This window comes from Streptomyces sp. NPDC091272, assembly GCF_044757485.1.
GTDB lineage: Bacteria > Actinomycetota > Actinomycetes > Streptomycetales > Streptomycetaceae > Streptomyces.
The window spans coordinates 387,473-411,914 of record NZ_JBIVVC010000003.1 but is presented as its reverse complement, the minus strand read 5'-3'; the positions used below and the strand labels follow the sequence as shown (position 1 = coordinate 411,914).

Here is a 24,442-nt window from a genome sequence, read left to right as displayed (position 1 = left end):
CGGTGCGGTGCCCGCCTCCTCCGGTGCGGTGCCCGCCTCCTCCGGCGCGATGCCCGCCTCCTCCGGCGCGGCGCCCGCCTCCGGTGCAGTGCCCACTGCCGCCCCCGGTGCGGTGCCCGCCAGCGATGCGGTGTCGATCTCCGTCCCCGGGTGGTTCTTTCCTTCGGGTGGGCCGGCCTGCTCGGGTTCGGGGCGCCGCCGTGTCTCGTCGGTCACCATGTCGCCCCCGGGTGGCTGCGGTGCAGGTGTTGCATCTCGGCGAGCATCCGGCCGAACGGTTCGGTGTGCAGCCCTTGCCGTCCGGCGCCGGCCGCCCAGCCACCGGAACGCGGGGTCCGGGGCACGGTGAGAGTGGCCCGCTGCAGTACGTCCGTCACGGCGGTCAGCCAGTCGGACTCCAGGGCCCGGTGGTCGATCTCTCCGAGACCTTCGACCGGTTGGAACGGTTCGCCGGTGAACCGCCACAGTGCGTCGACCGCCCGTTGTGCCCGCTCGTGGCTCTCGGGCGTGCCGTCGCCCAGGCGGAGTGTCCACTGTTCGGCGTGGTCGCGGTGGTAGGCCGTCTCCTTGACGGCCTTGGCCGCGAGAGGCGCGAAATCGCCCGTACCGGCGGCGAGTTGCTTGTACAGCAGGTGTTGGTAGGTGGAGAAGTAGAGCTGCCTGACGAGGGTGTGTGCGAAGTCGCCGTTCGGCTGCTCGACGAGTTGGAGGTTGCGAAAGGAGCGTTCCTCGCGGAGGTAGGCCAGTTCGTCCTCGTCACCGACGAGCGAGAGCAGGATGCGGGCCTGTCCGAGGAGGTCCAGTGCGATGTTGGCGAGGGCGACCTCCTCCTCCAGTACCGGGGCGTGGCCCGCCCACTCCCCCAGCCGGTGGGAGAGGATCAACGCGTCGTCGCCCAGTGCCAGGGCCGTGGCCAGTGGGGTCGTTGCCGAGGTCACAGATGTTTCACCCCGTCCGGGATCTCGTAGAAGGTGGGGTGGCGGTAGGGCTTGTCACCGGCCGGTTCGAAGAAGGAGTCCTTCTCGTCGGGGGAGGACGCGGTGATCTCGGTCGACGGCACCACCCAGAGGGAGACGCCCTCGGACCTGCGGGTGTAGAGGTCGCGTGCGTTGCGCAGGGCCATTTCGGCGTCGGGGGCGTGCAGGCTGCCTGCGTGGGTGTGGGACAGTCCGCGGCGGGAGCGCACGAACACCTCCCACAGTGGCCAGTCGTGGTTGCTTCCGGTGCCTGTCATGCCGCTGCCCCCTCGTGCCTGTCGAGCTCGCTGTGCGCCTTGCGCTTGTCGTTCTCGTCGCGCTTGGTGTGCTTGCTGTGCTTCGTCGCGTAGGCCGCCGCCGCGTCGCGTACCCAGGCGCCCTCTTCGTGTGCCCGTCGGCGCTGGGTGATCCGCTGCTCGTTGCAGGGGCCGTTGCCCTTGAGGATTTCGCGGAACTCGGACCAGTCGAGGGCGCCGAAGTCGTAATGGCCGCGTTCCTCGTTCCACCGCAGGTCGGGGTCCGGAAGGGTGAGGCCGAGGGATGCGGCCTGCGGGACGGCGATGTCGACGAACCGTTGGCGCAGTTCGTCGTTGGTGTGCCGTTTGATCTTCCATGCCATGGACTGCGCGGAGTGCGCGGACTCGTCGTCGGGCGGGCCGAACATCATCAGGGACGGCCACCACCACCGGTCCACCGCGTCCTGGGCCATCGCGTGCTGTTCAGGGGTGCCCTGGGAGAGGGCGAGCAGCGATTCGTAACCCTGGCGCTGGTGGAAGGACTCCTCCTTGCAGATGCGGACCATGGCACGGGCGTAGGGGCCGTAGGAGCAGCGGCAGATCGGGACCTGGTTGGTGATCGCGGCTCCGTCCACGAGCCAGCCGATCGCGCCGACGTCGGCCCAGGTCAGCGTCGGGTAGTTGAAGATCGACGAGTACTTCTGGCGTCCGGTGTGGAGTTTGTCGAGGAGTTCTTCGCGGCTGGTGCCGAGCGTCTCGGCGGCGCTGTAGAGGTAGAGGCCGTGGCCTGCCTCGTCCTGGACCTTGGCCATCAGGATGGCCTTGCGGCGCAGCGAGGGGGCGCGGGTGATCCAGTTCGCCTCGGGCTGCATGCCGATGATCTCGGAGTGGGCGTGCTGGGCCATCTGGCGGACCAGGGAGGCGCGGTAGGCGTCGGGCATCCAGTCGCGCGGTTCGATCCGCTCGTCGGCGGCGACGGCGGCGTCAAACACCGCCTGGTGCGCCGCCCCGTCCGTGATGCGGTGCGCAGACTCGTCCGTGGCTTGGTGCGCCGTCTCGTCCGTGGCCCGGCGCGCCGCCCCGTCCGATGTTCGGCGCGCAGCCCCGTCCGTCGCCCCGGCCGCTGCCTCGCTCGCCGTCTGTGTCCCCGGCGGGGTCTGTCCTGCCGTCTCTGTCGTCTCTGCCGTCATCCTGGCCCCCTGAGCCACCTACCGACCGATCGTTCGGTTCAATGACTTCAATGGTGAGGCGGTGGCCCGTAGGGTGTCAACCTCTGTGGAAAACTGGCCGACGCCGGCCGACGCGTGCTGATCGGGGCGGGATGGATTCGTACGACGACAAGGCCGGGCTCGCCGGGCTGTCCCTTCCTTCCCGGATCGTCGCGGCGCTCGCGCTCGCGCTGATCGCCGTCACCGCACTGGTTCACCTCGGCATGGTCTTCCTGCACGTCAGCCCGTCCAACACGCTGACCAAGGAGCACGGCACTGCGGTGGATGCCTGGATGAACCCCGAGTTCGAGCAGAACTGGAAGCTCTTCGCGCCCAATCCGCTCCAGCAGAACATCGCCGTCCAGGCCCGTGCCCAGATCCGTACCGAGAGCGGCCAGTGGCGCACCACCGAGTGGATCGACTTCTCCGCCAGGGACGCCGAGGAGCTCCGTGGCAGCCTGCTCCCCAGCCACACCGTCCAGAACGAACTGCGCCGCGGCTGGGACTTCTACACCGGCTGGCACGACGAGAACAACCGGTCGCTCGGCATGCGCGGCGGCCTCGCCGAGCGTTACGTACGGCGCATCGTGCTGGAGCGGATGTCGGCCCTGGACATGGGGGGCGCCGTCGCCCGCATCCAGGTCCGCTCGCGCGCGACCCCGGTGAAACCGCCGCCGTGGAGCAAGGAGAAAGCAGCCAACGGCCCCGCGTACCGGGTGCTGCCGTGGTGGACAGTGACGCCGGCCGATCTCACGAAGGTCGCGGCAGAGGCCGGGGTGACCAAGTGAGCAGCCTGATCCGGCTCTGTCAGAGCCTGCGCAAGGGTCTTCGCCAAGGCGTCCAGTACGTCACCTCGGCCGCGCGCGGCCCGTACCAGACAGCGATAGTCCGTATCGGGTTCGCCGCCACCTGGCTGCTCTTCCTGCTGCGCGAGATCCCCCACCGGCACGAGCTGTACGGGCCGCAGGGGCCGTGGAGCTGGGACATGGCGGCGCGCATCATCGACGACAACAAGGCGTTCTCGGCGCTGATGTGGTCGGACAGCACCCTGTGGTTCGAGTTTGTGTACTTTTCCGCGATCGTGGCGAGCGTGCTGCTGCTCCTGGGCTGGCGCACCCGGACGTTGTCCGTCCTGTTCATGATCGGCGTGCTGTCCCCGATGAACCGCAGCGTCTTCATGGGTGACGGCGGTGACAACGTCATCCACCTGATGGCGATGTACCTGGTGCTCACCCGGTGCGGGCAGGTGTGGTCGCTGGACGCGCGCAGGGTCCGGGCGGCGGGTGGCGCCGTCGCCGCTGTCGTGCGCGACCGGGTGGGGCCCGCCCTGTGGACGGTGCTCGGCGTCGCTCTCGCGGTGGTGACATACGCGGGTGTGCTGAGCTGGGGCTGGCTGCTGGTCTTCTGGACGTTGTTGCTCGCGCACGCCCTGTGGTGGGCGGTTTGCCGGTACGCGGACGGAGAACCGCGACTGCTGCTGAACGTCCTGACGAACCTCGTGCACAACGCGGGCCTGCTGATCATCATGGTCGAGGTCTGCTTCGTCTACGCGACGGCGGGCTGGTACAAGGTGCAGGGCTCGCGCTGGCAGGACGGCACCGCGATCTACTACCCGCTGCACCTGGACTACTTCACGCCCTGGCCCAGCCTCTCCGCGCTGTTCGCGGCCAGCGGGACGATGGTGATGCTGGTGACGTACGGGACGGTGATCGTGCAGGTCGCGTTCCCGTTCACGCTGTTCAACAGGCGGGTGAAGAACGTCCTGCTGGCGTTGATGATCGTGGAGCACGCGAGCATCGCGGTCCTCCTCGGCCTGCCGTTCTTCTCGATGGCGATGATCGCGGCGGACGCGGTGTTCCTGCCGACGGTGTTCCTGATGTGGCTGGGGGGACGTGCGGGGCGGCTACGGAACCGGGTGCTGCCCGCGCGCAAGACCGCGCAGCAGCGTCAAGAGCCTGCCGAGGAGCCCCGTACGCTCGTGGGGTGAGCAGCGAGAACACCCCCCAGCCCGGTCGGCGCGAGCACGGCGTGAGCGCGTTTGGCGCGCGTGAGCACGGCATGAGTGAGCGCGGTGCGAGCCGGCCTGGCGCGAGCGAGCCTGGTGCGGACGAGCCTGGCGTGAGCCGGCCCGGTGCGGACGAGCCGGTGCAGTACGACGACGCCTTCCTGAACGTGAAGGAAGGCAGCGGGGACGTGATCGGGGTAGGCCCGCATCCCGAGCCGTGGCCCGAGGGAGAGTGGTACGACCCCGAGCTGCTCGCGCACGGCGACCGGCGGAACGTCGTCGACCCGTACCGGTACTGGACGCGTGAGGCGATCGTCGCCGACCTGGACACCCGGCGGCACGGATTCCATGTGGCTGTGGAGAACTGGGGCCACGACTTCAACATCGGTTCCGTGGTGCGCACCGCGAACGCCTTCCTCGCGAAGGAGATCCACATCGTGGGGCGGCGGCGCTGGAACCGGCGCGGGGCCATGGTCACCGACCGCTACCAGCACGTCCGGCACCACCCCGACACCGAGTCGCTGACCGCGTGGGCGGCGGCCGAGGGCCTGCCGATCATCGGCATCGACAACCTGCCGGGGGCGGTGCCGCTGGAGCGGACCGTACTGCCGGAGCGGTGTGTGCTGCTGTTCGGACAGGAGGGGCCGGGACTCACGGAGGAGGCTCGGGCGCACGCGTCGATGGTGTGCTCGATCGCGCAGTTCGGATCGACGCGGTCGATCAACGCCGGGGCCGCGGCGGCGATCGCGATGCACGCGTGGGTGCAGCGGTACGCGCAGGTGCCGGAGCCGTCCTAAGGGCTGTCGCGGAGGCCCGTGCAGAGCTCGCGTATATCCGTGCCCATGCAAAGCTCGCGTATATCCGTGCCCGTGTTCCCGGCGACTCTTCTGTGCACGCGTGTTCGTAAACCCGTGCAACCCGTGCCTGTGTAAGTGTGACTTTCGGATGAGTGTGTCGTTTACGTCTTCGAGCGGAGCGTCGATCCTGGTTGCGGCAGCAGTGGTGAAGCCGCGCGCGTAGAGCTGGCCCGAGAGCTGACCTTGGACAAGGTCATGTGAACGTCTCTGTCACCGCCCGTAGCTGGTTCCTGCACCGAGGGGTGGTTCGCCGTATTCCTGCGAGCCCCCTTGGAGGGCACAGCCATGTACACGGAACGAGCTCTGCTGGACGCGCGAGAGGTGCGCGCGACCCTCGCGCACCGGACGGACGTCCTGGACGAGGTGAGGCAACTGCCGTTGCTGCCTGACGGCGTCCATGTCACCGCGTCGCTGCTCGCCGACTACTTCGAGGTGGACCCGGTGGTGCTGCGCCGGGTGGTGCGCAGGCATGCCGGGGAGCTGGGAGGTTACGGCTACCGGCAGCTCCACGGGGAGAGGCTGCGGGCGTTCGTGGCAGTGAATCTGGCGCAGTCGCGTTCGCCCAGGCGTCAATTGGGGGTCTTTCCCGCGCAGGCGGCGCTGGTGCTCGCGATGGTGCTGGAGGGGAGCGAGGTGGCGAGGGCGGTCCGCGGCGAACTGCTGCGCCCGGTGCGGGGCGCCGGGGGTGACGCGATCGGGAGGCCGTGCGACGTGCGCCAAGTCCTGGATTCGGCGGAGCTCCGGAATGATGACGGGCGGCGGCCGCACGCCCTCGCGGACGTGGCGAACGCCCTCGGCGAGGACGTCACCGTGATGTCCGACGGGACGGTGCACTGCCGGCACGGCGCCATGGAGGTCTGCCTGCCGGCGCCCGGCGAGGACGGTGGGCCACCGTCCGGGCCGTACTACCGCTGCGCGGAGGCCGAGCGGTACGGGATCGCGGGCGGCCGCCCCACCCGGCCGTGCGGGGCCGTCAAGCTCGTCGAGATCGTACGGCGGCTGACCGGGCAACCGGCGTGGCGGCAGTGTCAGGACGAGTCCGCGGTGGACCGCCAGCGTCGTCCCGCGGTAGGGCGGCTGCGTCAGGACGGGTTCGCGCGGTCGCAGCCTCGGCAGGGCGAGCAGGGCGAGCAGGGCGAGCGGGACGAGCGGGACGAGCGGGACGAGCGGGACGAGCGGGACGAGCGGGACGAGCCGGACGGCCGGAGCGGGATGCGACTGTCCCTGGGCGATGTCCATGTGCACGGCTCGCCGCCCGAGATCGCCGCCCTGCTGCGGGAGATGGGCGTGGCGGCCGGCCGGCACCGCTGACCGCCCTCCGTGGGATGGAGGCTGCCGGCCGCGGAGGATGCTGTCGCAGGCGGTGGATGCCGTGGCCCCCGCTTGGGGGGCACGGGCCACGGCATCCGTTCCTGCCCGTACGCCGCCGGCATCGCGGTCAGGCCTGGCGGCGTACCTCCACTGTCCGGAAGCGGTTGGACACGAACGCGCCGTCGCACAGCGCTGCGTTCGCGGCCGGGTTGCCGCCGGAGCCGTGGAAGTCGGAGAAGGCGGCGGTCTGGTTGACGTACACCCCGCCCGTCAGGTTCAGCGAGAGCTGCGCGGACTCCTCCAGGCAGACCTCCTCGACGGCACGCTCCACCTCGGGGGAGGTCGTGTACGCGCCGACCGTCATCGCGCCCTTGTCACGGACGGTCCGGCGCAGCAGGTCCAGGGCGTCGGCCGTGGAGTCGACGGCGACGGCGAAGGACACCGGGCCGAAGCACTCCGAGAGGTACGCCGCCTCTGCGTCCGGCTTCGCACCGTCCAGCTTGACGATGACGGGGGTGCGGACGGTCGCGCCGGGGAAGTCCGGGTTGCTGACCTCCCGTGAGGGGAGGGCGACCTCGCCGAGACCGGCCGCCGCCTCCAGCCGCGACTTCACGTCCGGGTTGACCAGTGCGCCCAGCAGCGCGTTCGCCCTGGCGTCGTCGCCGAGCAGGCCGCCCACCGACTTGGCGAGGTCGCCGACCACCTCGTCGTACGACTTGGGGCCCGCGTCGGTGGTGATGCCGCCGCGGGGGACCAGCAGGTTCTGCGGGGTGGTGCACATCTGGCCGCTGTACAGGGACAGCGAGAACGCCAGGTTGGAGAGCATTCCCCGGTAGTCGTCGGTGGAGTCGACGATCACCGTGTTGACGCCGGCCTTCTCCGTGTAGACCTGCGCCTGACGGGCGTGGGCCTCCAGCCAGTCGCCGAACTCGGTGGACCCCGTGTAGTCAATGATTTTGATCTCGGGGCGGGTGGCGAGGGTCTTGGCGATGCCTTCGCCGGGACGCTCCGCGGCGAGCGCCACCAGGTTGGCGTCGAAGCCCGCCTCGGTGAGGACCTCGCGGGCCACCTTCACCGTCAGGGCGAGCGGCAGCACCGCGCGCGGGTGCGGCTTGACCAGGACCGGGTTGCCGGTGGCCAGGGACGCGAACAGGCCCGGGTAGCCGTTCCAGGTGGGGAAGGTGTTGCAGCCGATGAGCAGCGAGATGCCGCGCGGAACGGCGGTGAAGGCCTTCGACAGGTTGAGCGGGTCGCGCTTGCCCTGCGGTTTCGACCAGTCCGCCGCGGCGGGCACCCGGGTCTGCTCGGCGTAGGCGTACGCCACCGCCTCCAGGCCGCGGTCCTGGGCGTGCGGCCCGCCGGCCTGGAGCGCCATCATGAAGGCCTGGCCGCTGGTGTGCATCACGGCGTGCGCGAACTCGTGCGTCCGGGCGCTGATCCGGGCCAGGATCTCCAGACAGACCACGGCTCGCGCCTCGGGCCCTGCGTCCCGCCAGGCGCCCATGCCCGCGCGCATGGCGGGCAGCAGCACGTCGATGTCGGCATGCGGGTACGAGATGCCCAGCTCGGGGCCGTACGGCGAGACTTCGCCGCCGTCGGCGGGGGAACCGCCGGTCCAGCCGTCCGTGCCGGGCTGCTCGCCCAGGTCGAAGCGGGCGCCCTTGAGTGCCTCGAACGCCGCGAGACCGTCGGCCGCCGCGCTCTCGCCGTACGCCTTCGGGTGTTCGGGGTGCGGGGACCAGTAGGCGCGGCTGCGGATCGCGTCGAGGGCCTGGTCGAGTGTGGGCCGGTGGGTCTCGGTCAGCTGCGTCAGCTTCTGGGGCGACTGCATTGCGCGGACCAACTCCTCGTCGAGCTGGGCTTGGACGGGCGGACACGGCTAGAGTAACCGAACGATCGGTCGGGACAAGGGGGCCGACGTAAAGCTGTGGACAACCCGTCCGGGAGGATTGGCCGCATGACAGCAATCGAGCGCGCCCGCACCGTCGCCGTCGTCGGGGCCGGGACCATGGGCCAGGGCATCGCCCAGGTCGCCCTCATCGCCGGGCACCCCGTCCTCCTCTTCGACGTGGACGCGGGGCGCACCACGGCCGCGGACGCCGCCGTGCGTTCCCGGGTGGAGCGCCTGGTGGAGAAGGGGCGGCTCGGCCGCGCGGAGGCCGACGAGGCGCTCGGGCGGCTGCACCCCGCGCACGACCTGCGGGACCTCTCCGAGGCGGCCCTCGTCATCGAGGCGGTGGTGGAGCAGCTCACGGTGAAGCAGCAGCTGTTCTCCGCCCTTGAGGCGCTCGTCGCCGAAGACACCCTGCTGGCCACCAACACCTCCTCGTTGTCCGTCACAGCGGTCGCGGGCGCACTGGAACACCCCGGCCGCGTCGTCGGCATGCACTTCTTCAACCCGGCTCCGCTGCTCCCCCTGGTGGAGATCGTCAGCGGCTTCGGCACGGACGACGCGGCCGCCACGCGCGCGTACGACACGGCGCTCGCCTGGGGGAAGACCCCGGTGCGCTGCGCCGACACCCCCGGCTTCCTCGTCAACCGGATCGCCCGCCCCTTCTACGCGGAGGCGTTCGCGGTGTACGAGGAGCAGGCCGCCGACCCGGCCACCGTCGACGCCGTGCTGCGTGAGTGCGGGGGCTTTCGGATGGGTCCTTTCGAGCTGACCGACCTGATCGGCCAGGACGTCAACGAGGCCGTCTCCCGTTCGGTCTGGGAGGCCTTTCACCAGAGCCCCAAGTTCGTGCCCTCGCTGCCGCAGCGTCGTCTGGTGGAGTCGGGGCGTCTCGGCAGGAAGACCGGCAAGGGGTGGTTCTCGTACGAGCAAGGGGCGGCGAGGCCGCAGCCGCACACCGCCGCGCCCGAGGAGGCGCCCGCGCACGTCACCGTCGCCGGTGACTTCGGGCCCGCCGCCGAGGTGATCTCCATGCTCCAGGAGGCCGACGGCATCGACGTGAAGCAGCTGACGTCCGGCGGCCCCTACATCGAGCTGCCCGGCGGCGGTCAGCTCGCCCCCGTCGACGGGCACACCTCCGTCGAGTACAGCGACGTCGTCCACTTCGACCTGGCCCTCGACTACCGGTCCGCCACCCGCGTCGCCCTCGCTGCCTCGGACGACGTCAGCGAGCGCACCCTCAAGGAAGCGGTCGGACTCTTCCAGGCGCTCGGCAAGGACGTCAGTGTGATCGGAGACGTTCCCGGCATGATCGTCGGACGGACGGTCGCCATGCTCGTCGACCTGGCGCTGGACGCCGTCGCCAAGGGCGTCGCCTCGGCGCAGGACATCGACACCGCGATGCGGCTCGGCGTCAACTACCCGCGCGGGCCGCTGGAGTGGGGCCGTGAGCTCACCGGCGACTGGTCCTTCGACCTGCTCACCGCGCTGCACGAACGCTGTCCGACCGGGCGCTACGCCCCGTCCCTGGCGCACTACCGGCAGGCGTACGCCGAAGAGGCGACCGAGTCCGCAGAGGAGAGCACCGGATGACCGCCACAGAAGGTACGCACACGGACCGCCCGCGCCCGGACCGCTCAGGCCCGGAGCGCCCGGGGCACGGCGGCCACGGCTCGGAGCGCGCGGGCCAGGACCGCCCCGGTTCGGCGAAGAGGGACACGTACACGCCCGAAACCCTGCTCGCCGTCGCCGTACGCGTCTTCAACGAGCGGGGTTACGACGGCACCTCGATGGAGCACCTCTCCAAGGCCGCCGGGATCTCCAAGTCGTCCATCTACCACCACGTGGCGGGCAAGGAGGAGCTGCTGCGGCGCGCCGTCAGCCGGGCGCTGGACGGGCTGTTCGCCGTTCTGGAGGAGCCCCAGGCGGTGCGTGGCCGGGCGATCGAGCGCGTCGAGCACGTCACCCGGCGCACCGTCGAGGTGCTGATGGCGGAACTTCCGTACGTGACGCTGCTGCTGCGGGTCCGCGGGAACACCCGGGCCGAGCGGTGGGCGCTGGAACGGCGCCGCGAGTTCGACCAGCGGGTCGCCGACCTGCTGAAGGCGGCGGCGGCCGACGGGGACCTGCGTGCGGACGTGGACATCCGGCTGGCGACCCGGCTGCTCTTCGGGATGATCAACTCTTTGGTCGAGTGGTACCGGCCGCACCCTGGCGGGGCCGCGGAGCAGGACCAGCTCGCGGACACCGTGGTGCGACTGGCCTTCGACGGACTGCGGACGGGCTGAGGGGCGGCTCAGCCGGGGCCGAAGGGGCTCAGCCGGAGCCTGAAGGGCGGCTCAACCGGGAGACGAGAGGGAGCGGGCGGTCACGATCGGCCCCCGAGGCCGCGGGGCGGGCGCCGGCCGCGAGGCTCACTCCCGCGACGAACGCCTGGGTTCCAGGTCGGTTTCCTCGAAGACGAGGAGCGTGCGGGTGCTCAGCACCTCGGGGATGGCCTGGATCCGGGTCAGGACAAGCTCGCGGAGCGTTCTGTTGTCCGGGGTGTGCACCAGCAGCAGCACGTCGAAGTCCCCGCTGACCAGCGCGATGTGAGCGGCCCCCGGCAGCGCTTGGAGTTCCTCGCGGACGGTGCGCCACGAGTTCTGGACGATCTTGAGGGTTATGTAGGCGGAGGCGCCCTGGCCTGCCCGTTCGTGGTCTACGCGGGCGCTGAAACCACGGATCACGCCGTCGTCGATCAGGCGGTTGATCCGGGCGTAGGCGTTCGCGCGCGAGACATGGACCCGTTCGGCGACCGACCGTATCGAGGCGCGGCCGTCGGCCTGGAGCATCCGCAGGATGTCCTGGTCGATGGCGTCCAGGGGTCTGGGGGGAGGCGGCGGGCTGTGGACAACTTCGGCGTCGCCGCGAAAACCGTCACCCGATCCGGGGACACTCGCTCCCGACCCGGCCATTTGTTCAGCTGCCATCTGCCCCCGCCTCCCCGCCATGGACGTCCTGTTCCCATCCCAGGGCCCGCAGAACCGTTTGTCCACAGGCTGATGCCGCCTGTAGCCAAACTGCACCCACGACCGAACAATCGGTAGGTGAGACGCGCCACATTCCGCACCGGGGTGCCGACGCCCTCACGACCGTTCCGCATCGCTCCCACGAGGAGGTGTTCGTCGTGACGATTCAAGAGATGCCGGGCAGCGCGGCCTACCGGCCCAGCCCTCCCCCGGCCTGGCGGCCCCGCACCGACCCCGCCCCGCTGCTCCCCGACCCCGAGCCGTACCGGGTGCTCGGCACCGCGGCCGCCGCCGGGATCGACCCCGCCCTGATGCGCCGGCTGTACGCGGAACTGGTCCGCGGCCGTAGGTACAACGCGCAGGCCACCGCGCTCACCAGGCAGGGCCGCCTCGCCGTGTACCCCTCCAGCACCGGCCAGGAGGCCTGCGAGGTCGCCGCCGCACTGGTGCTGCGCGAGCAGGACTGGCTGTTCCCGTCTTACCGCGACACCCTCGCGGCCGTGGCGCGCGGCCTGGACCCCGTCCAGGCGCTGACCCTGCTGCGGGGTGACTGGCACACCGGCCACGACCCGCGGGAGAGCCGCATCGCCCCGCTGTGCACCCCGCTGGCCACCCAGCTGCCGCACGCCGTGGGTCTCGCCCACGCCGCACGCCTCAAGGGCGACGACGTGGTGGCCCTCGCCATGGTCGGGGACGGCGGCACCAGCGAGGGCGACTTCCACGAGGCACTGAACTTCGCCGCCGTCTGGCAGGCCCCGGTCGTCTTCCTGGTGCAGAACAACGGCTTCGCGATCTCCGTGCCGCTCGCCAAGCAGACGGCCGCGCCCTCACTCGCCCACAAGGCCGTCGGGTACGGGATGCCGGGCCGGCTCGTCGACGGGAACGACGCGGCCGCGGTGCACGAGGTGCTGGCCGAAGCGGTGGAGCGGGCCCGCCGAGGAGGCGGCCCCACGCTGGTCGAGGCCGTGACGTACCGCATGGAGGCGCACACCAACGCCGACGACGCCACCCGTTACCGGGGTGACGCGGAGGTCTCCGCCTGGCGCGACCACGATCCGATCGCCCTCCTGGAGCGCGAGCTCACGGAGCGCGACATGCTCGACGAAGCGGGCATACGGGAGGCCCGGGAGGCCGCCGAGACGATGGCAGCCGACCTCCGCGCCCGGATGAACGCGGACCCGGTGCTCGACCCGATGGGCCTCTTCACCCATGTGTACGCGGAGCGCACCACGCAGCTGCGCGAGCAGGAGGCACAGCTGAGGGCCGAGCTGGACGCTGAAGAGGAAGCGGGGACCGGCCGATGAACAGCACGGTGGCGGGGGCCGCGGCAGGCGCCGAGGCGGCGGGCAAGACGGCGGGCAAGGCCGCTGCGAAGCCCGCGAGCATGGCGCAGGCACTCCAGCGGGCCCTGCGTGACGCGATGGCCGACGACCCGACGGTGCACGTCATGGGGGAGGACGTGGGCGCCCTGGGCGGGGTCTTCCGGATCACCGACGGGCTGGCCAAGGAGTTCGGCGAGGACCGCTGTACGGACACCCCGCTCGCCGAGGCGGGAATCCTGGGAGCGGCCGTCGGCATGGCGATGTACGGGCTGCGGCCGGTCGTGGAGATGCAGTTCGACGCGTTTGCCTACCCGGCGTTCGAGCAGCTCGCCAGCCATGTGGCCAAGATGCGCAACCGCACCCGCGGCGCGCTCCCGATGCCGCTGACGATCCGCATCCCGTACGGCGGCGGGATCGGCGGGGTGGAGCACCACAGCGACTCCTCCGAGGCGTACTACATGGCCACCCCGGGGCTGCACGTCGTCACCCCGGCGACCGTCGAGGACGCCTACGGAATGCTGCGCGAGGCCATCGCGTCCGACGATCCGGTGGTCTTCCTTGAGCCCAAGCGGCTGTACTGGTCGAGGGCCGACTGGTCGCCCGACGCCCCGGCGGCCGTCGCACCGATAGGCCGGGCAGTCGTGCGCCGCACCGGCCGCAGCGCCACACTGATCACCTACGGGCCTTCCCTGCCGGTGTGCCTGGAGGCCGCGGAGGCGGCCACCGCCGAGGGCTGGGACCTGGAAGTCGTCGACCTGCGTTCGCTGGTGCCCTTCGACGACGAGACGGTGGCCTCCTCGGTACGGCGTACCGGGCGCGCCGTCGTCGTCCACGAGTCCGCCGGTTTCGGTGGGCCGGGCGGCGAGATCGCCGCCCGCGTCACGGAGCGGTGCTTCCACCACCTGGAGGCTCCGGTGCTGCGCGTCGCCGGCCTGGACGTGCCGTACCCGCCGCCGATGCTCGAACGCCACCATCTGCCCGGCGTGGACCGGGTGCTGGACGCGGTGGCCCGGCTCCAGTGGGAGGACTGAGATGGCTCAGGTGTTGGAGTTCAGACTGCCTGACCTGGGCGAGGGGCTGACCGAGGCGGAGATCGTGCGCTGGCTGGTGGAGGTGGGCGACGTCGTCGCCGTCGACCAGCCGGTGGTCGAGGTCGAGACGGCCAAGGCGATGGTCGAGGTGCCGTGTCCGTACGGCGGTGTGGTGACGGCCAGGTTCGGCGCGGAGGGCACCGAACTCCCGGTCGGCTCCCCGCTGTTGACCGTGGCGGTCGGCGCGGAGTCACCGGAGGGCGCCGCAGGCCTCACCACGGGCGGTGAGAGTGCGGCAGCGGGAAGCGGAACCGGCGGCGGTGACGGCGGCGGCGGTGACAGCAGTGGTGACGGCGCTGCGTCCGGGTCGGGGAACGTCCTGGTGGGCTACGGCACCACCGCCCCGGCGGCTCGTCGCCGCCGGGTGCGGCCGGTGGTGCAGACGGCCAACGGCGCGGCCGGGCCGAGGGAGACGCCTCGGACGGCCCCTGAAGCATCGGTGACCGGTGCGCTGCTCGGTGCGGCCGACGGGCCCGTGCCGGTGATCTCGCCGCTCGTGCGCAGGCTGGCTCGGGAGAGCGGTCTCGATTTGCGGCAGTTGGACGGATCGGGCCCCGACGGGCTGATCCTCCGTACCGATGTGGAGCGGGCCATACGTACAGCGGAATCCGCACCGGCCGTGGTGCAGGCCCCGGCCCCGGACCCCGCCCCAGCTCCCGTCACCGTCGCTGCCCCCGCCCCCGCCATGCGTGTTCCGCTGAAGGGTGTCCGTGGCGCCGTCGCCGACAAGCTGTCCCGCAGCCGCCGCGAGATTCCGGACGCGACCTGCTGGGTGGACGCCGACGCGACGGAGCTGATGGCGGCCCGTACGGCGATGAACAGCGGAGGCAGCCTGGGTAGTGCCCCCAAGGTGTCGGTCCTCGCGCTGCTGGCCCGCATCTGTACGGCTGCGCTCGCCCGCTTCCCGGAGCTCAACTCCACCGTGGACACCGAGGCCCGGGAGATCGTCCGCCTGCCCGAGGTGCATCTGGGTTTCGCGGCCCAGACCGGGCGGGGACTCGTCGTCCCGGTGGTCCGTGACGCCCACGCGCGCAACGTGGAGTCGCTGGGCGAGGAGATCGTACGGCTGACCGAGGCCGCCAGGGCGGGCCGGCTCACCCCCGCCCAGCTCACCGGTGGCACCTTCACGCTGAACAACTACGGCGTGTTCGGCGTCGACGGATCCACGCCGATCATCAACCACCCGGAGGCGGCGATGCTCGGTGTGGGCCGCATCGTGCCCAAGCCGTGGGTGCACGAGGGGGAGTTGGCGGTACGCAAGGTCGTCCAGCTGTCGCTGACCTTCGACCACCGGGTCTGCGACGGCGGCACCGCGGGAGGCTTCCTGCGATACGTGGCCGACTGCGTGGAGCAACCGGCGCTGCTGCTGCGCACCCTCTGATCCCGGCCGGTGGGCGTCCGAGGGCCAGGAACGCTCCCGTCCCGCCGATCACGCGGGGCGGGCCCTAGTCACCGGCAGAGGCGGCGGCCCGTACATACTCTGGGGCATGAGTGCCCATGCGTATGACGCCGTCGTGCTGGCCGGCGGGGCCGGGCGGCGGCTCGGCGGGGTGGACAAGGCCGCCGTGCGGGTCGGCGGGCGGCCCCTGCTCGACCGTGTGCTGACGGCCTGTGACGGGGCCGGGGCGACCGTGGTCGTCGGGGGCCGCCGCGCCACCGCTCGGCCCGTGACCTGGACGCACGAGGAGCCGCGGGGTGGCGGACCGCTCGCCGCGCTCGCCGCCGGGGTACGGGAGAGCGGGGCCGCGGTCCTCGTCGTGCTCTCCGTCGACCTGCCGTTCATCGACCGGGCGACCGTGGACACTCTCGTCGGCGCGCTCGCGGCAGAGCCGCACGCCCAGGCGGCGCTGCTCGTCGACGCGGGCGGCCGCGACCAGCCTCTCGTCGCTGCCTACCGGGCAGAGGCGCTGCGCCGCGAACTCGCCGTGCTGGAAACCGGGTACGGCACCCTCTCCGGACTCCCGCTGCGCCGGCTCACCGCCGAACTCGCCCTGACCCGCGTGGTTACGGCCGCCCCTCTTGCTTCCTTCGACTGCGACACCTGGGAAAACATCGCCGCGGCCCGAGCCCGGATCAGGGAGCATGGGCACGTGCTGGATGAATGGATCACCGCAGTCAAGGACGAACTCGGCGTCGACCTGCCCGTCGACACTCCCCTGCTCCTCGACCTCGCGCGCGATGCCGCGCACGGCGTCGCCCGACCCGCCGCCCCCCTGACGACGTTCCTGGTCGGGTACGCCGCCGGGCGGGCCGGAGGTGACGGCCCCGAAGCCGTCGCCGAAGCGGTCCGCAAGGCCACCGCCCTCGCTGCCCGGTGGGTGGCGGAGGCCTCCGACGAGGCCCCAGGGACCGCGGAACCGGCGTCCGGCAAGGACTCCGCGAAGGCCTCGCAGGACGGGGGCGGCACCTCGTGAACGACATCGAGCACGAGATCGACGGAATCGACCAGGCGCTCGCCCTGGTCAGCCGTGAGCCCCGTGAACCACGCGAGCAGGCCGCGGTCCCCGCCCCCACCGCCGCGACCGCGGCCGGCGCCGGCCAGGAGTCCGCTGCCCCGGCCGACCCCGTCACCCCTGACCACGCCGCCGGCGCCTCCTGGCCCGAAGCTCGCGCCGCCGCCTTCCGGGCCGGACACGCCGCGCCGGCCCGCCCGCTGCGGGTCCCGCTCGGGCAGGCCCTCGGGCAGGTGCTCGCCGAGCCCCTCGAAGCCCTCACCGACCTGCCGTCCTTCGACACCTCCGCCATGGACGGCTGGGCCGTCGCGGGCCCCGGGCCGTGGTCCTTCCACGAGGGCCACGGAATTCTCGCGGGCCGCGCCGCCCCCGATCCGCTGAACGACGGCGAGGCCGTCCGTATCGCCACCGGTGCCCGCATCCCCGCCGAGGCGACCGCCGTCATCCGCAGCGAGCACGCCCACGCGGACGAGAGCAAGTTGCGGCTGCACGCCCTGCGCGAGGTGATCCCCGGCCAGGACATCCGGCCGAGAGGCCAGGAGTGCCGCACCGGGGACCATCTGCTGCCCGCCGGGTCCCTGGTCACCCCGGCCGTCCTCGGTCTCGCCGCGGCCGCCGGTTACGACACCCTGCTGAGCGTCCCGAGGCCCACGGTCGAAGTGCTGATCCTGGGCGACGAGTTGCTGACCGGGGGCCTGCCCCACGACGGGATGGTCAGGGACGCGCTCGGCCCGCTCCTGGCCCCCTGGCTGCGCGCCCTGGGCGCCGACGTTCTCGACACCCGGTGCCTGGGGGACGACCCGGAGGTGCTGCGCAGGGCGGTCCTGGGCTCCGAGGCGGACGTGATCGTCACCACCGGCGGTACGGCCGCGGGACCGGTCGACCACGTCCGGCCCTTCCTCGCGACGGCGGCGAGGGCCGCCCGAAGCGCGTCGGCCGACGCCGTGGGGACCGAGATCCTCGTGGACGGGGTGGAGGTGCGGCCCGGCCATCCCATGCTGCTGGCCCGGCTCTCCCCTGACACCCATCTGGTGGGGCTGCCGGGCAACCCCCTGGCCGCCGTGTCCGGACTGCTCACGCTGGCCGGACCCTTGCTGCGGGCCCTCGCGCACCGGCCGGCCACCGAGCCGTACCGGGCGCCGGTCCGTGACGAGATCCCCGGCCACCCCGTCTCGACCCGGCTCGTGCCCGTCACCCACCGCACCGGCCCGACCGGCGCGGACCATGCCGTACCGCTGCACTACAACGGGCCCGCGATGCTGCGCGGTATCGCCGCCGCCGACGGGCTGGCCGTCGTACCGCCCGGCGGCGCGCGGGCCGGTGACGAGTTGGAAATCCTCGACCTGCCCTGGGCGGAAGGCTGTTTCACGTGAAACAACCGGCCCGCACGGAAGGATGTTTCACGTGAAACTGCCCGGCCATGACGCGATGGCGCGAGGTGCGGACGAGCACCTGACGACCGCCCCGGTGAAGCTGCCCAAGCACATCGTGGAGCGCCCGCTGCGCCAGGTCGGCAGGCGGCTGCTGATGGCGATGCTGGTACTCGCGGTGACCGTCTTCATCGTGTGGGTCGACCGCTCCGGCTACCACGACAACTCCGACGGCGGCGTGGACCTGCTCGACGCCGTCTACTACTCGACCGTCACCCTCTCCACCACGGGGTACGGCGACATCGTCCCGTACAGCGACGGCGCGCGGCTCACCAATGTGCTGCTCGTGACGCCGCTGCGGGTTCTTTTTCTGATCATCCTGGTCGGCACCACTCTTGAGGTCCTCACCGAGCGGACCCGCGAAGAGTTCCGGCTGAATCGCTGGAGGTCCCAGTTGCGAGACCACACTGTCGTCATCGGGTACGGGACGAAGGGCAGGTCCGCGATGCAGACGCTGATCGCCACCGGCCTGCGCAAGGACCAGATTGTCGTCGTCGACCCGAGCGCCAAGGTCATCGAGACCTGCAACGCGGAGGGCCTGACCGGGGTGGTGGGCGACGCGACGCGCAGTGACGTACTGCTGCGGGCTGAACTCCAGCGGGCCCGTCAGATCGTCATCGCCACCCAGCGCGACGACACGGCGGTGCTCGTCACGCTCACCGCCCGCCAGCTCAACCGGGGCGCGAAGATCGTGGCCGCGGTCCGTGAGGAGGAGAACGCGCCGCTGCTGCGCCAGTCCGGAGCGGACGCCGTCATCACCAGCGCGAGCGCGGCGGGCCGACTGCTCGGTCTCTCCGTGCTCAGCCCGAGCGCCGGCACGGTGATGGAGGACCTGATCCAGCAGGGCTCGGGGCTGGACCTGATCGAGCGCCCGGTCATAAAGAGCGAGGTCGGCAAGAACGTCCGCGAGACCGAGGACCTGGTGGTGAGCGTGTTGCGCGGGCACCGGCTGCTCGGTTACGACGATCCGAAGGCCAGTCCGCTCCAGCTCACCGACCGGGTGATCGCGATCGTCCGGGCGACACCGGGGTCCGAGGGGTCGTCCAGCGTACGCGTCACCTCGGCGGAGTAGGGCGCAAAGCGGGTCCGCGCGATTCTTCGGAAGGCTGTTGGTCAGGGCTTTCGGACTGATCAGAGGCGCCGGGGGTAGCCTCGCCGCCATGCATGCGATCACGATCCCCGAACCCGGCGGCCCCGACGCTCTCGTCTGGGCGGAGGTCCCCGACCCCGTCCCGAACGAGGGCGAGGTCCTCGTCGAGGTGGCCGCCAGTGCGGTCAACCGCGCCGATCTGCTTCAGCGACAGGGCTTCTACGACCCGCCGCCCGGTGCGTCCCGCTACCCCGGCCTGGAGTGCTCCGGCCGGATCGTGGCGCTGGGCGCCGGGGTGCACGGCTGGGCGGTCGGCGACGAGGTGTGCGCGCTGCTCTCCGGCGGTGGGTACGCCCAGAAGGTGGCCGTTCCCGCCGGTCAGCTGCTGCCCGTGCCGGAGGGCGTGGACCTGGTCACGGCCGCCGCGCTGCCCGAGGTGACGGCGACGGTCTGGTCGAACGTCTTCATGATCGCCCATCTGCGCCCCGGCGAGACTCTTCTCGTGCACGGCGGGGCCAGCGGCATCGGTTCCATGGCGATCCAGCTGGCCAAGGCGGTCGGTGCCCGTGTCGCCGTCACGGCGGGCGGCCCGGAGAAGCTGGCGCGCTGCGCGGAGCTGGGCGCGGACATCCTCATCGACTACCGCGAGCAGGACTTCGTCACCGAGCTGCGCAAGGCCACCGACGGCAAGGGCGCGGACGTCATTCTCGACATCATCGGCGCCAAGTACCTCGACCAGAACGTGAAGGCGCTGGCCACCAGCGGCCGTCTGGCGATCATCGGTCTGCAGGGCGGGGTGAAGGGCGAGATCAACCTCAACGCCCTGCTGCGCAAGCGGGCAGCGATCACCGCGACCTCGTTGCGCAGCCGCCCGTTGGGCGAGAAGGCGGCGATCGTGGCGGCGGTGCGCGAGCACGTGTGGCCGCTGATCGCCGCGGGCCGGGTGCGTCCGGTGGTCGACCGGGTCTTCCCGATGGACCAGGCGTCCGAGGGGCACAGGGCTCTGGACGAGGGCACTCACATCGGCAAGATCCTGCTCAGCACGGACTGAGACGTCGGCGCGCGAGGCTGTCGCGCGCACGGCCGTACAGGCGCCACCGTCGTGACGACAGCGAAAAGGGGCCCGGTTCCGCGGAACCGGGCCCCTTCCTCGCGCTACGGCCTACAGGTACGGACCGCCCGTGCGGGCGGCGTGGCCGTGGCCCTGCTCCTCGTCGTCCTCGTGCACGGTGCCCGGCGGCAGTGCCCGGCGCATCTGTTCAAGCTGGGCGCGCGCCGCCATCTGCTGGGCGAACAGCGCGGTCTGGATGCCGTGGAAGAGTCCTTCGAGCCAGCCCACCAGCTGTGCCTGCGCGATGCGCAGTTCCGCCTCGGAGGGGATGGCTTCCTCGGTGAAGGGCAGCGACAGCCGCTCCAGTTCCTCGACGAGCTCCGGGGCGAGCCCGTCCTCCAGCTCCTTCACCGAGCTGGCGTGGATGTCCTTGAGCCGTACCCGGCTCGCCTCGTCCAGAGGAGCCGCGCGGACTTCCTCCAGGAGTTGCTTGATCATGCTGCCGATGCGCATGACCTTCGCGGGCTGTTCCACCATGTCCGTCACTGGCACCTCGCGCGACTCGTCGTCACCGCCGCCGAGCGCCATTCCGTCCTGTCCGACGACCAGGACCTGGGGGCTCTCCTGCGACCGTTCACTCCTCGGCATCTCCATGCCGACATTCTCTCGTACACCTGCGTCACAGGTGGGTGTGCCCCCGCACAAAGGTGATCCACCTTCATACGGGGGCACAGCTTGCCCGGATGTTCTGCTCAGGCCTCCGCGCGCCGGGCGAGCGCGCCGCGTGAACGGGTGACCAGTGCGGCGAGGAGCGCCGCGCCGAGCGGGACGGCGACGAGCAGCGCTGCCAGGGTCGGCCACGGGACGACGATGGGGATCTCGGCCGTGTGCATGCTGCCGCCCCAGCCCATGTCGATGTTCTGCTGGAGCTGGGCCGCGTCGGACCGCCGCTGGTTGAGCAGCAGCCCGATCGCGGGCAGTACGCCCGCGGCCGAGCCGAGGACCACGCCCATCAGGGCGACCGTGCCGCACTGGAATCCGCTGAGGGTGCGGCGCACCCGGGGCGGGGCGCCGACCGCGGCGAGGGTCTTGAGGTCGGGTTCGGCGTCCGCCTGGGCCAGGCCGGTGGCGATTCCGGCGGCGCCGATGGTGACGAGCCCCGCGAACACCGTCAGGGCGAGCAGCACGATTCCGGTGCGGCCGGTGAAGCCTGCCTCGATGTACGGCATCTGGGTGATGCCGATCTTGTCGAAGGCGCCGTTCATCGCCTGCGTCTGCTCGGTGCTGGGCAGTGTGGACGTCGAGAAGAGCAGTCCGTAGGGCACCGTGGTGAACCCGGCGGCCTTGGCCGCGGCGGGGGGCATCAGGACCTGGAGGCCGTAGGTGTCGACGCTCTCGGGGGCCTGGTGGACGGGCACCGACGTGATCTTGCCCGGTGCGTCCTTGCCTGCGGCCATCGCCTCGTCGGCCTTCTTGCGGTCGGTGACGACCTTGATGCCGATCTTGCCGTTCTCGGCGTGGCCCCGGCCGAAGGCGACGGTCCTGCCCTGCTTGATCGCGTTCACGGTGCCGGGGTCGGTGATGCCGAGGACCCGCAGGACCTTCTCGTCACCGATGGTCACCCCGGAGGGGCTGGGCGCGTTGCCCTCGAAGTGCACCCGGCAGCGCCAGTCCTTGGCCAGCTCGCGCCGTTCCTCGACGGAGAAGCGCTCGGCCGGGTCGCCGCCGGACCCGTCCCTCTCGTGGAGCGGACACTGGTTGGCCTTCGGTACGACCAGCTCGACGAGGCCGCACTTCGCGTCCTCGCTGTACTCGGTGCAGTTCTTGCTTCCGACGACGATGCGCCGGACGTCGGTGAGGACGTCGAGCGGCAGGTTCGTCTGCACGGCGGCCCGCATGGCCGGCAGGTCGCGGCCACCCGCCTCGTCGGTGGTGGTCGAGCCGACGCCGTACGGGAGCATCGCCTCGTACGAGGCGCGCTGCTGGGCGTCGCTGCTGGCGGTGTACGTGGCGACCGCGACGGTGCCCGCGACGGCGGCCAGTACCGCGGCGACCGCGGGTGCCGTACGCCCCCGGTTGCGTACGGCGTCGCGCAGGGCGAGCCGCGGCGAGAGCGGCAGCCAACCGCCGATCCGCCCGAACAGGCCGACCAGTACCGGGGTCAGCGCGACCACGCCCAGTTCGGCGAGGGCGCTGCCGCCTCCCACGAGGAGCGGACTGTCACTGGCGGTGGCCCCGTACAGGGCGATCGCCGCGCCGAGCGCGACGGCGATCAGTCCGATCAACGGCAGTACCCGGTTCGCCCGGCGGACGCCGCGCCGCCCGGTGAGGGAGGCCAGGACGGGCTGCCGGGAAGCGGTGACGGCGGGCACGACGGCCGCCATCAGGCCGGTGAACACGGCGAGCAGGGCGATGCCGAGGAGCTCCAGCGGCCGCAGGTCGAAGTCGCCGAACCGCTTGCCGAGGTAGCTCTCCAGGGCAGGCTGGAGGGCGAGGGTGAGGGCGATGCCGAGCGCCGTGCCGATGACGGCCGCGGCGACACCGATGACCAGGCCACCGGACAGGACGATGGCCCGGATGTGGCGGCGGTCGCCACCGTTGGCGCCGACCAGGCCGAGCTGACGGCGCGAGCGGCGGGCACCCACCGCGAAGGCGGGACCGGCGAGCAGGCAGATCTCCAGCAGGGCGAGCCCGACGATGGTGGCCGCCGCCGCCAGTGCCCCGCTCGTTCCGTCGTGGCCGCTGTCCTTCGCGTGGTGCGCGAAGTAGGGCACCTCGGAGTCGGCGGGCGGGCTCAGGGCGACGGCGCGCGAGAGCACCTCGACGCCCTTGGTGTTGGCCGCCTTGACCATGTTCCACGTGAAACCGTCGCGGCCGCCGCCACCCACCAGGTAGGTGGTCTCGCCGCCGGTGGGCGTCAGGCCCTGGGCGGTGAGGGCCTTGTTCAGCGGGGCGAAGAAGGTGCCGGGCAGTGCGTTGACCTGGTCGAGGTTGAGGTCGTCGGGCAGGTCGTAGGAGCCGACGACGGTGAACTCGCTCTCCGAGGCGCGGGCCTTGACCTTGGAACCCACGGAGAGGCCGCCCGCCTCCAGGAAGTGGTTGGTCGCGGCGATCTCGCCGGCCTTCTCGGGGAAGCGGCCCCGGTCGAGGTCCAGCAACCCCTTCGCCAGCGGGTCGGCGGCGTTCAGCTCGCGGATGTCGGAGTGGAGCAGACCGTGCGTGGTCCGGATCGGGGTGGAGCCCCGGGTGTCGGTGAGGGCCCTGGTTCCGGCCGGGATCACCTTGGTGACGTCCGTCTTCCCCTCGGGGGTAGGTCTGTTCGTGTAGGCGTCCCAGCCGCCGACCGGTTCCCACTGGTCGGAGCCCTGGTCGCCGGTGTGCGGCGTCTGCTCGATGGCGACACCGCCCATGCCGGTGTCGGTGAGCCGGGCGTCGGCGCCGCCGAGCATGCGGTCCATCCGGTCACTGACGCCCAGTTCGGAGCTGCGCAGCGTCACGTCGACGGCGCTCACCCCGAGGATGGGCAGGGCGATCATGGCGAGGACCAGGAGGCTGCGGCCCTTGGAGCGCCAGGCGTCACGGCGGGCGATGCGGATCGCCGCGAGCCAGGAGTGGTACCAGCCGCTCACTTGGTGCCCGCCTGCCCGGTCGTGCCGGTGGTTCCGGTCGCGTTGCCGACGGCGAGGAGGGAGTCGGCCTCGGTGCGTATCGTCTCGTCGACCACGGAGCCGTCGCGCAGGAAGACCACCCGGTCCGCCCAGGCCGCGAAGCGCGGTTCGTGGGTGACGAGGATGCCGGCCGCGCCGGCGTCGCAGCGCGCGCGGAGCAGGGCGAGCACGGACTCACCGGTCTCGGAGTCGAGGGCGCCGGTCGGCTCGTCCGCGAGGACCAGGCGGCGGTCGCCCACCAGGGCGCGGGCGATGGCGACGCGCTGCTGCTGGCCGCCGGACATCTCGTCGGGGAACCGGTCGGCGAGGTGGCCGAGCCCCATCTCCTCCAGTGCGGCGAGCGCGGAGACGCGGGCCTTGCGGGCGGACGTGCCGTCCAGTTCGCGGGGCAGTGCCACGTTCTCGGCCGCGGTCAGTGCCGGGATGAGGTTGTAGTCCTGGAAGACGTAGCCGATGCTGCGGCGGCGCAGCGCGGCGAGCTCCTTGCGTCCGGCCGTCGTGATGTCGGTGCCCTCGACGACGACCCGTCCCGAGGTGGGCTGGTCGAGGCCCCCCGCGAGGGTGAGCAAGGTGGACTTGCCCGACCCGGAGGGGCCCATGACGGCGACGAACTCGCCGGGGAAGACGGAGAGGTTCACCCCGCGCAGGGCGTGCACCTCGGTGGCGCCGCTGCCGTGCACCCGGGTCAGCTGCTCCAGCAGCAGCACCGGCTGGGGCTGCTGTGAACTCTGGGGCTGATGTGACTGGTGAGGCAGATGGGACTGCTTGGGCATGGCTGTGGGGTCCCCCCTGAGAGGTCGCCCGGCGCGGGGTGCGCCGGGCGGGAAGGTGCGGTGGGCGA

Annotated in this window: 21 protein-coding genes; 13 read left to right on the top strand and 8 right to left on the bottom strand. The window is 71.7% G+C overall.

The window, feature by feature from the left end:
* Positions 1 to 212 precede the first annotated feature (212 nt).
* The 3 genes from paaC to paaA are packed head-to-tail and all read right to left on the bottom strand — an operon-like array spanning position 213 to position 2,403.
* A complete protein-coding gene (gene paaC / locus ACIQM4_RS11105; protein ID WP_401589182.1) occupies positions 213 to 938 on the bottom strand; it encodes a 1,2-phenylacetyl-CoA epoxidase subunit PaaC in 726 nt (241 codons plus the stop codon).
* Positions 935 to 1,234 carry a 1,2-phenylacetyl-CoA epoxidase subunit PaaB gene (gene paaB, locus ACIQM4_RS11100; RefSeq protein WP_401589179.1) on the bottom strand — a complete coding sequence of 100 codons (300 nt, stop codon included), beginning with the start codon at positions 1,232 to 1,234 and terminating at the stop codon, positions 935 to 937. The genes paaC and paaB overlap by 4 nt, the downstream gene beginning before the upstream one ends.
* Complete coding sequence (gene paaA, locus ACIQM4_RS11095; protein WP_401589177.1) at positions 1,231 to 2,403, bottom strand: 1,2-phenylacetyl-CoA epoxidase subunit PaaA; 1,173 nt, start codon at positions 2,401 to 2,403, stop codon at positions 1,231 to 1,233. The genes paaB and paaA overlap by 4 nt, the downstream gene beginning before the upstream one ends.
* A 131-nt stretch (positions 2,404 to 2,534) precedes the next feature.
* On the opposite strand from paaA, the gene ACIQM4_RS11090 reads away from it, so the two are divergent.
* The 4 genes from ACIQM4_RS11090 (at position 2,535) to ACIQM4_RS11075 (ending at position 6,594) form a co-directional block, all read left to right on the top strand.
* Positions 2,535 to 3,209: a DUF5819 family protein gene (locus tag ACIQM4_RS11090; protein ID WP_401589175.1), complete on the top strand. Its 675-nt coding sequence runs from the start codon at positions 2,535 to 2,537 to the stop codon at positions 3,207 to 3,209.
* Positions 3,206 to 4,408, top strand: a complete 1,203-nt coding sequence (locus tag ACIQM4_RS11085; RefSeq protein ID WP_401589172.1) for an HTTM domain-containing protein — start codon at positions 3,206 to 3,208, stop codon at positions 4,406 to 4,408. Before ACIQM4_RS11090 ends, ACIQM4_RS11085 begins: the two co-directional genes overlap by 4 nt.
* A gap of 71 nt (positions 4,409 to 4,479) precedes the next feature.
* The gene (locus ACIQM4_RS11080; protein ID WP_401590124.1) at positions 4,480 to 5,223 is read left to right on the top strand and encodes a TrmH family RNA methyltransferase; all 744 of its coding nucleotides are present in this window, start codon (positions 4,480 to 4,482) and stop codon (positions 5,221 to 5,223) included.
* A 345-nt stretch (positions 5,224 to 5,568) separates the two neighbouring features.
* The gene (locus ACIQM4_RS11075; RefSeq protein WP_401589169.1) at positions 5,569 to 6,594 is read left to right on the top strand and encodes a hypothetical protein; all 1,026 of its coding nucleotides are present in this window, start codon (positions 5,569 to 5,571) and stop codon (positions 6,592 to 6,594) included.
* 127 nt (positions 6,595 to 6,721) lie between these two features.
* Here ACIQM4_RS11075 and paaN read toward each other — a convergent pair whose 3' ends face one another.
* A complete protein-coding gene (gene paaN / locus ACIQM4_RS11070; RefSeq protein WP_401589166.1) occupies positions 6,722 to 8,425 on the bottom strand; it encodes a phenylacetic acid degradation protein PaaN in 1,704 nt (567 codons plus the stop codon).
* A gap of 126 nt (positions 8,426 to 8,551) precedes the next feature.
* Here paaN and ACIQM4_RS11065 point away from each other — a divergent pair, with 126 nt between their 5' ends.
* Entirely contained in the window at positions 8,552 to 10,078 is a 1,527-nt protein-coding gene (locus ACIQM4_RS11065) for a 3-hydroxyacyl-CoA dehydrogenase (RefSeq protein ID WP_401589164.1), read from the top strand.
* Entirely contained in the window at positions 10,075 to 10,773 is a 699-nt protein-coding gene (locus tag ACIQM4_RS11060; RefSeq protein ID WP_401589162.1) for a TetR/AcrR family transcriptional regulator, read from the top strand. Before ACIQM4_RS11065 ends, ACIQM4_RS11060 begins: the two co-directional genes overlap by 4 nt.
* A gap of 126 nt (positions 10,774 to 10,899) precedes the next feature.
* Here the strand turns inward: ACIQM4_RS11060 and ACIQM4_RS11055 are convergent, their stop codons facing one another.
* Positions 10,900 to 11,457 (bottom strand): Lrp/AsnC family transcriptional regulator, encoded by a 558-nt coding sequence (locus tag ACIQM4_RS11055; RefSeq protein ID WP_401589159.1) that lies wholly within the window; start codon positions 11,455 to 11,457, stop codon positions 10,900 to 10,902.
* A gap of 197 nt (positions 11,458 to 11,654) precedes the next feature.
* On the opposite strand from ACIQM4_RS11055, the gene pdhA reads away from it, so the two are divergent.
* The 7 genes from pdhA (at position 11,655) to ACIQM4_RS11020 (ending at position 19,933) form a co-directional block, all read left to right on the top strand.
* Positions 11,655 to 12,800, top strand: coding sequence for a pyruvate dehydrogenase (acetyl-transferring) E1 component subunit alpha (gene pdhA / locus ACIQM4_RS11050; protein WP_401589156.1), 1,146 nt, complete (start codon positions 11,655 to 11,657; stop codon positions 12,798 to 12,800).
* Positions 12,801 to 12,880: 80 nt separating this feature from the next.
* Positions 12,881 to 13,849, top strand: coding sequence for an alpha-ketoacid dehydrogenase subunit beta (locus tag ACIQM4_RS11045; protein ID WP_401590121.1), 969 nt, complete (start codon positions 12,881 to 12,883; stop codon positions 13,847 to 13,849).
* 1 nt (position 13,850) lies between these two features.
* On the top strand, positions 13,851 to 15,290 hold the full coding sequence (locus ACIQM4_RS11040; RefSeq protein WP_401589154.1) for a dihydrolipoamide acetyltransferase family protein: 1,440 nt from the start codon (positions 13,851 to 13,853) through the stop codon (positions 15,288 to 15,290).
* A 106-nt stretch (positions 15,291 to 15,396) separates the two neighbouring features.
* Positions 15,397 to 16,323, top strand: coding sequence for an NTP transferase domain-containing protein (locus tag ACIQM4_RS11035; protein ID WP_401589151.1), 927 nt, complete (start codon positions 15,397 to 15,399; stop codon positions 16,321 to 16,323).
* Positions 16,320 to 17,735, top strand: coding sequence for a molybdopterin molybdotransferase MoeA (locus ACIQM4_RS11030; protein ID WP_401589149.1), 1,416 nt, complete (start codon positions 16,320 to 16,322; stop codon positions 17,733 to 17,735). The genes ACIQM4_RS11035 and ACIQM4_RS11030 overlap by 4 nt, the downstream gene beginning before the upstream one ends.
* Positions 17,736 to 17,757: 22 nt before the next feature.
* Complete coding sequence (locus tag ACIQM4_RS11025; protein WP_401589147.1) at positions 17,758 to 18,864, top strand: potassium channel family protein; 1,107 nt, start codon at positions 17,758 to 17,760, stop codon at positions 18,862 to 18,864.
* 88 nt (positions 18,865 to 18,952) lie between these two features.
* Positions 18,953 to 19,933: an NAD(P)H-quinone oxidoreductase gene (locus ACIQM4_RS11020; protein WP_401589144.1), complete on the top strand. Its 981-nt coding sequence runs from the start codon at positions 18,953 to 18,955 to the stop codon at positions 19,931 to 19,933.
* A 111-nt stretch (positions 19,934 to 20,044) separates the two neighbouring features.
* On the opposite strand, the gene ACIQM4_RS11015 is transcribed toward ACIQM4_RS11020, so the two are convergent.
* The 3 genes from ACIQM4_RS11015 to ACIQM4_RS11005 all read right to left on the bottom strand — a co-directional run bounded on the left by ACIQM4_RS11015 (position 20,045) and on the right by ACIQM4_RS11005 (position 24,374).
* Complete coding sequence (locus ACIQM4_RS11015; RefSeq protein ID WP_401589141.1) at positions 20,045 to 20,587, bottom strand: bacterial proteasome activator family protein; 543 nt, start codon at positions 20,585 to 20,587, stop codon at positions 20,045 to 20,047.
* Between the two features lie 98 nt (positions 20,588 to 20,685).
* A complete protein-coding gene (locus ACIQM4_RS11010; RefSeq protein ID WP_401589139.1) occupies positions 20,686 to 23,562 on the bottom strand; it encodes an FtsX-like permease family protein in 2,877 nt (958 codons plus the stop codon).
* Positions 23,559 to 24,374, bottom strand: a complete 816-nt coding sequence (locus tag ACIQM4_RS11005) for an ABC transporter ATP-binding protein (RefSeq protein WP_401589137.1) — start codon at positions 24,372 to 24,374, stop codon at positions 23,559 to 23,561. The genes ACIQM4_RS11010 and ACIQM4_RS11005 overlap by 4 nt, the downstream gene beginning before the upstream one ends.
* Between the last annotated feature and the right edge of the window lie 68 nt (positions 24,375 to 24,442).

Coding starts and splice junctions, on each gene's coding strand:
- ACIQM4_RS11040 (WP_401589154.1), top strand. CDS start 13,851: ATGGCTCAGGTGTTGGAGTTCAGACTGCCTGACCTGGGCGAGGGGCTG.
- ACIQM4_RS11005 (WP_401589137.1), bottom strand. CDS start 24,374: ATGCCCAAGCAGTCCCATCTGCCTCACCAGTCACATCAGCCCCAGAGT.
- ACIQM4_RS11055 (WP_401589159.1), bottom strand. CDS start 11,457: ATGGCAGCTGAACAAATGGCCGGGTCGGGAGCGAGTGTCCCCGGATCG.
- ACIQM4_RS11065 (WP_401589164.1), top strand. CDS start 8,552: ATGACAGCAATCGAGCGCGCCCGCACCGTCGCCGTCGTCGGGGCCGGG.
- paaN (WP_401589166.1), bottom strand. CDS start 8,425: ATGCAGTCGCCCCAGAAGCTGACGCAGCTGACCGAGACCCACCGGCCC.
- paaB (WP_401589179.1), bottom strand. CDS start 1,234: ATGACAGGCACCGGAAGCAACCACGACTGGCCACTGTGGGAGGTGTTC.
- ACIQM4_RS11020 (WP_401589144.1), top strand. CDS start 18,953: ATGCATGCGATCACGATCCCCGAACCCGGCGGCCCCGACGCTCTCGTC.
- ACIQM4_RS11015 (WP_401589141.1), bottom strand. CDS start 20,587: ATGGAGATGCCGAGGAGTGAACGGTCGCAGGAGAGCCCCCAGGTCCTG.
- ACIQM4_RS11090 (WP_401589175.1), top strand. CDS start 2,535: ATGGATTCGTACGACGACAAGGCCGGGCTCGCCGGGCTGTCCCTTCCT.
- ACIQM4_RS11080 (WP_401590124.1), top strand. CDS start 4,480: ATGAGTGAGCGCGGTGCGAGCCGGCCTGGCGCGAGCGAGCCTGGTGCG.
- ACIQM4_RS11075 (WP_401589169.1), top strand. CDS start 5,569: ATGTACACGGAACGAGCTCTGCTGGACGCGCGAGAGGTGCGCGCGACC.
- ACIQM4_RS11045 (WP_401590121.1), top strand. CDS start 12,881: ATGGCGCAGGCACTCCAGCGGGCCCTGCGTGACGCGATGGCCGACGAC.
- ACIQM4_RS11025 (WP_401589147.1), top strand. CDS start 17,758: ATGTTTCACGTGAAACTGCCCGGCCATGACGCGATGGCGCGAGGTGCG.
- ACIQM4_RS11060 (WP_401589162.1), top strand. CDS start 10,075: ATGACCGCCACAGAAGGTACGCACACGGACCGCCCGCGCCCGGACCGC.
- ACIQM4_RS11035 (WP_401589151.1), top strand. CDS start 15,397: ATGAGTGCCCATGCGTATGACGCCGTCGTGCTGGCCGGCGGGGCCGGG.
- paaA (WP_401589177.1), bottom strand. CDS start 2,403: ATGACGGCAGAGACGACAGAGACGGCAGGACAGACCCCGCCGGGGACA.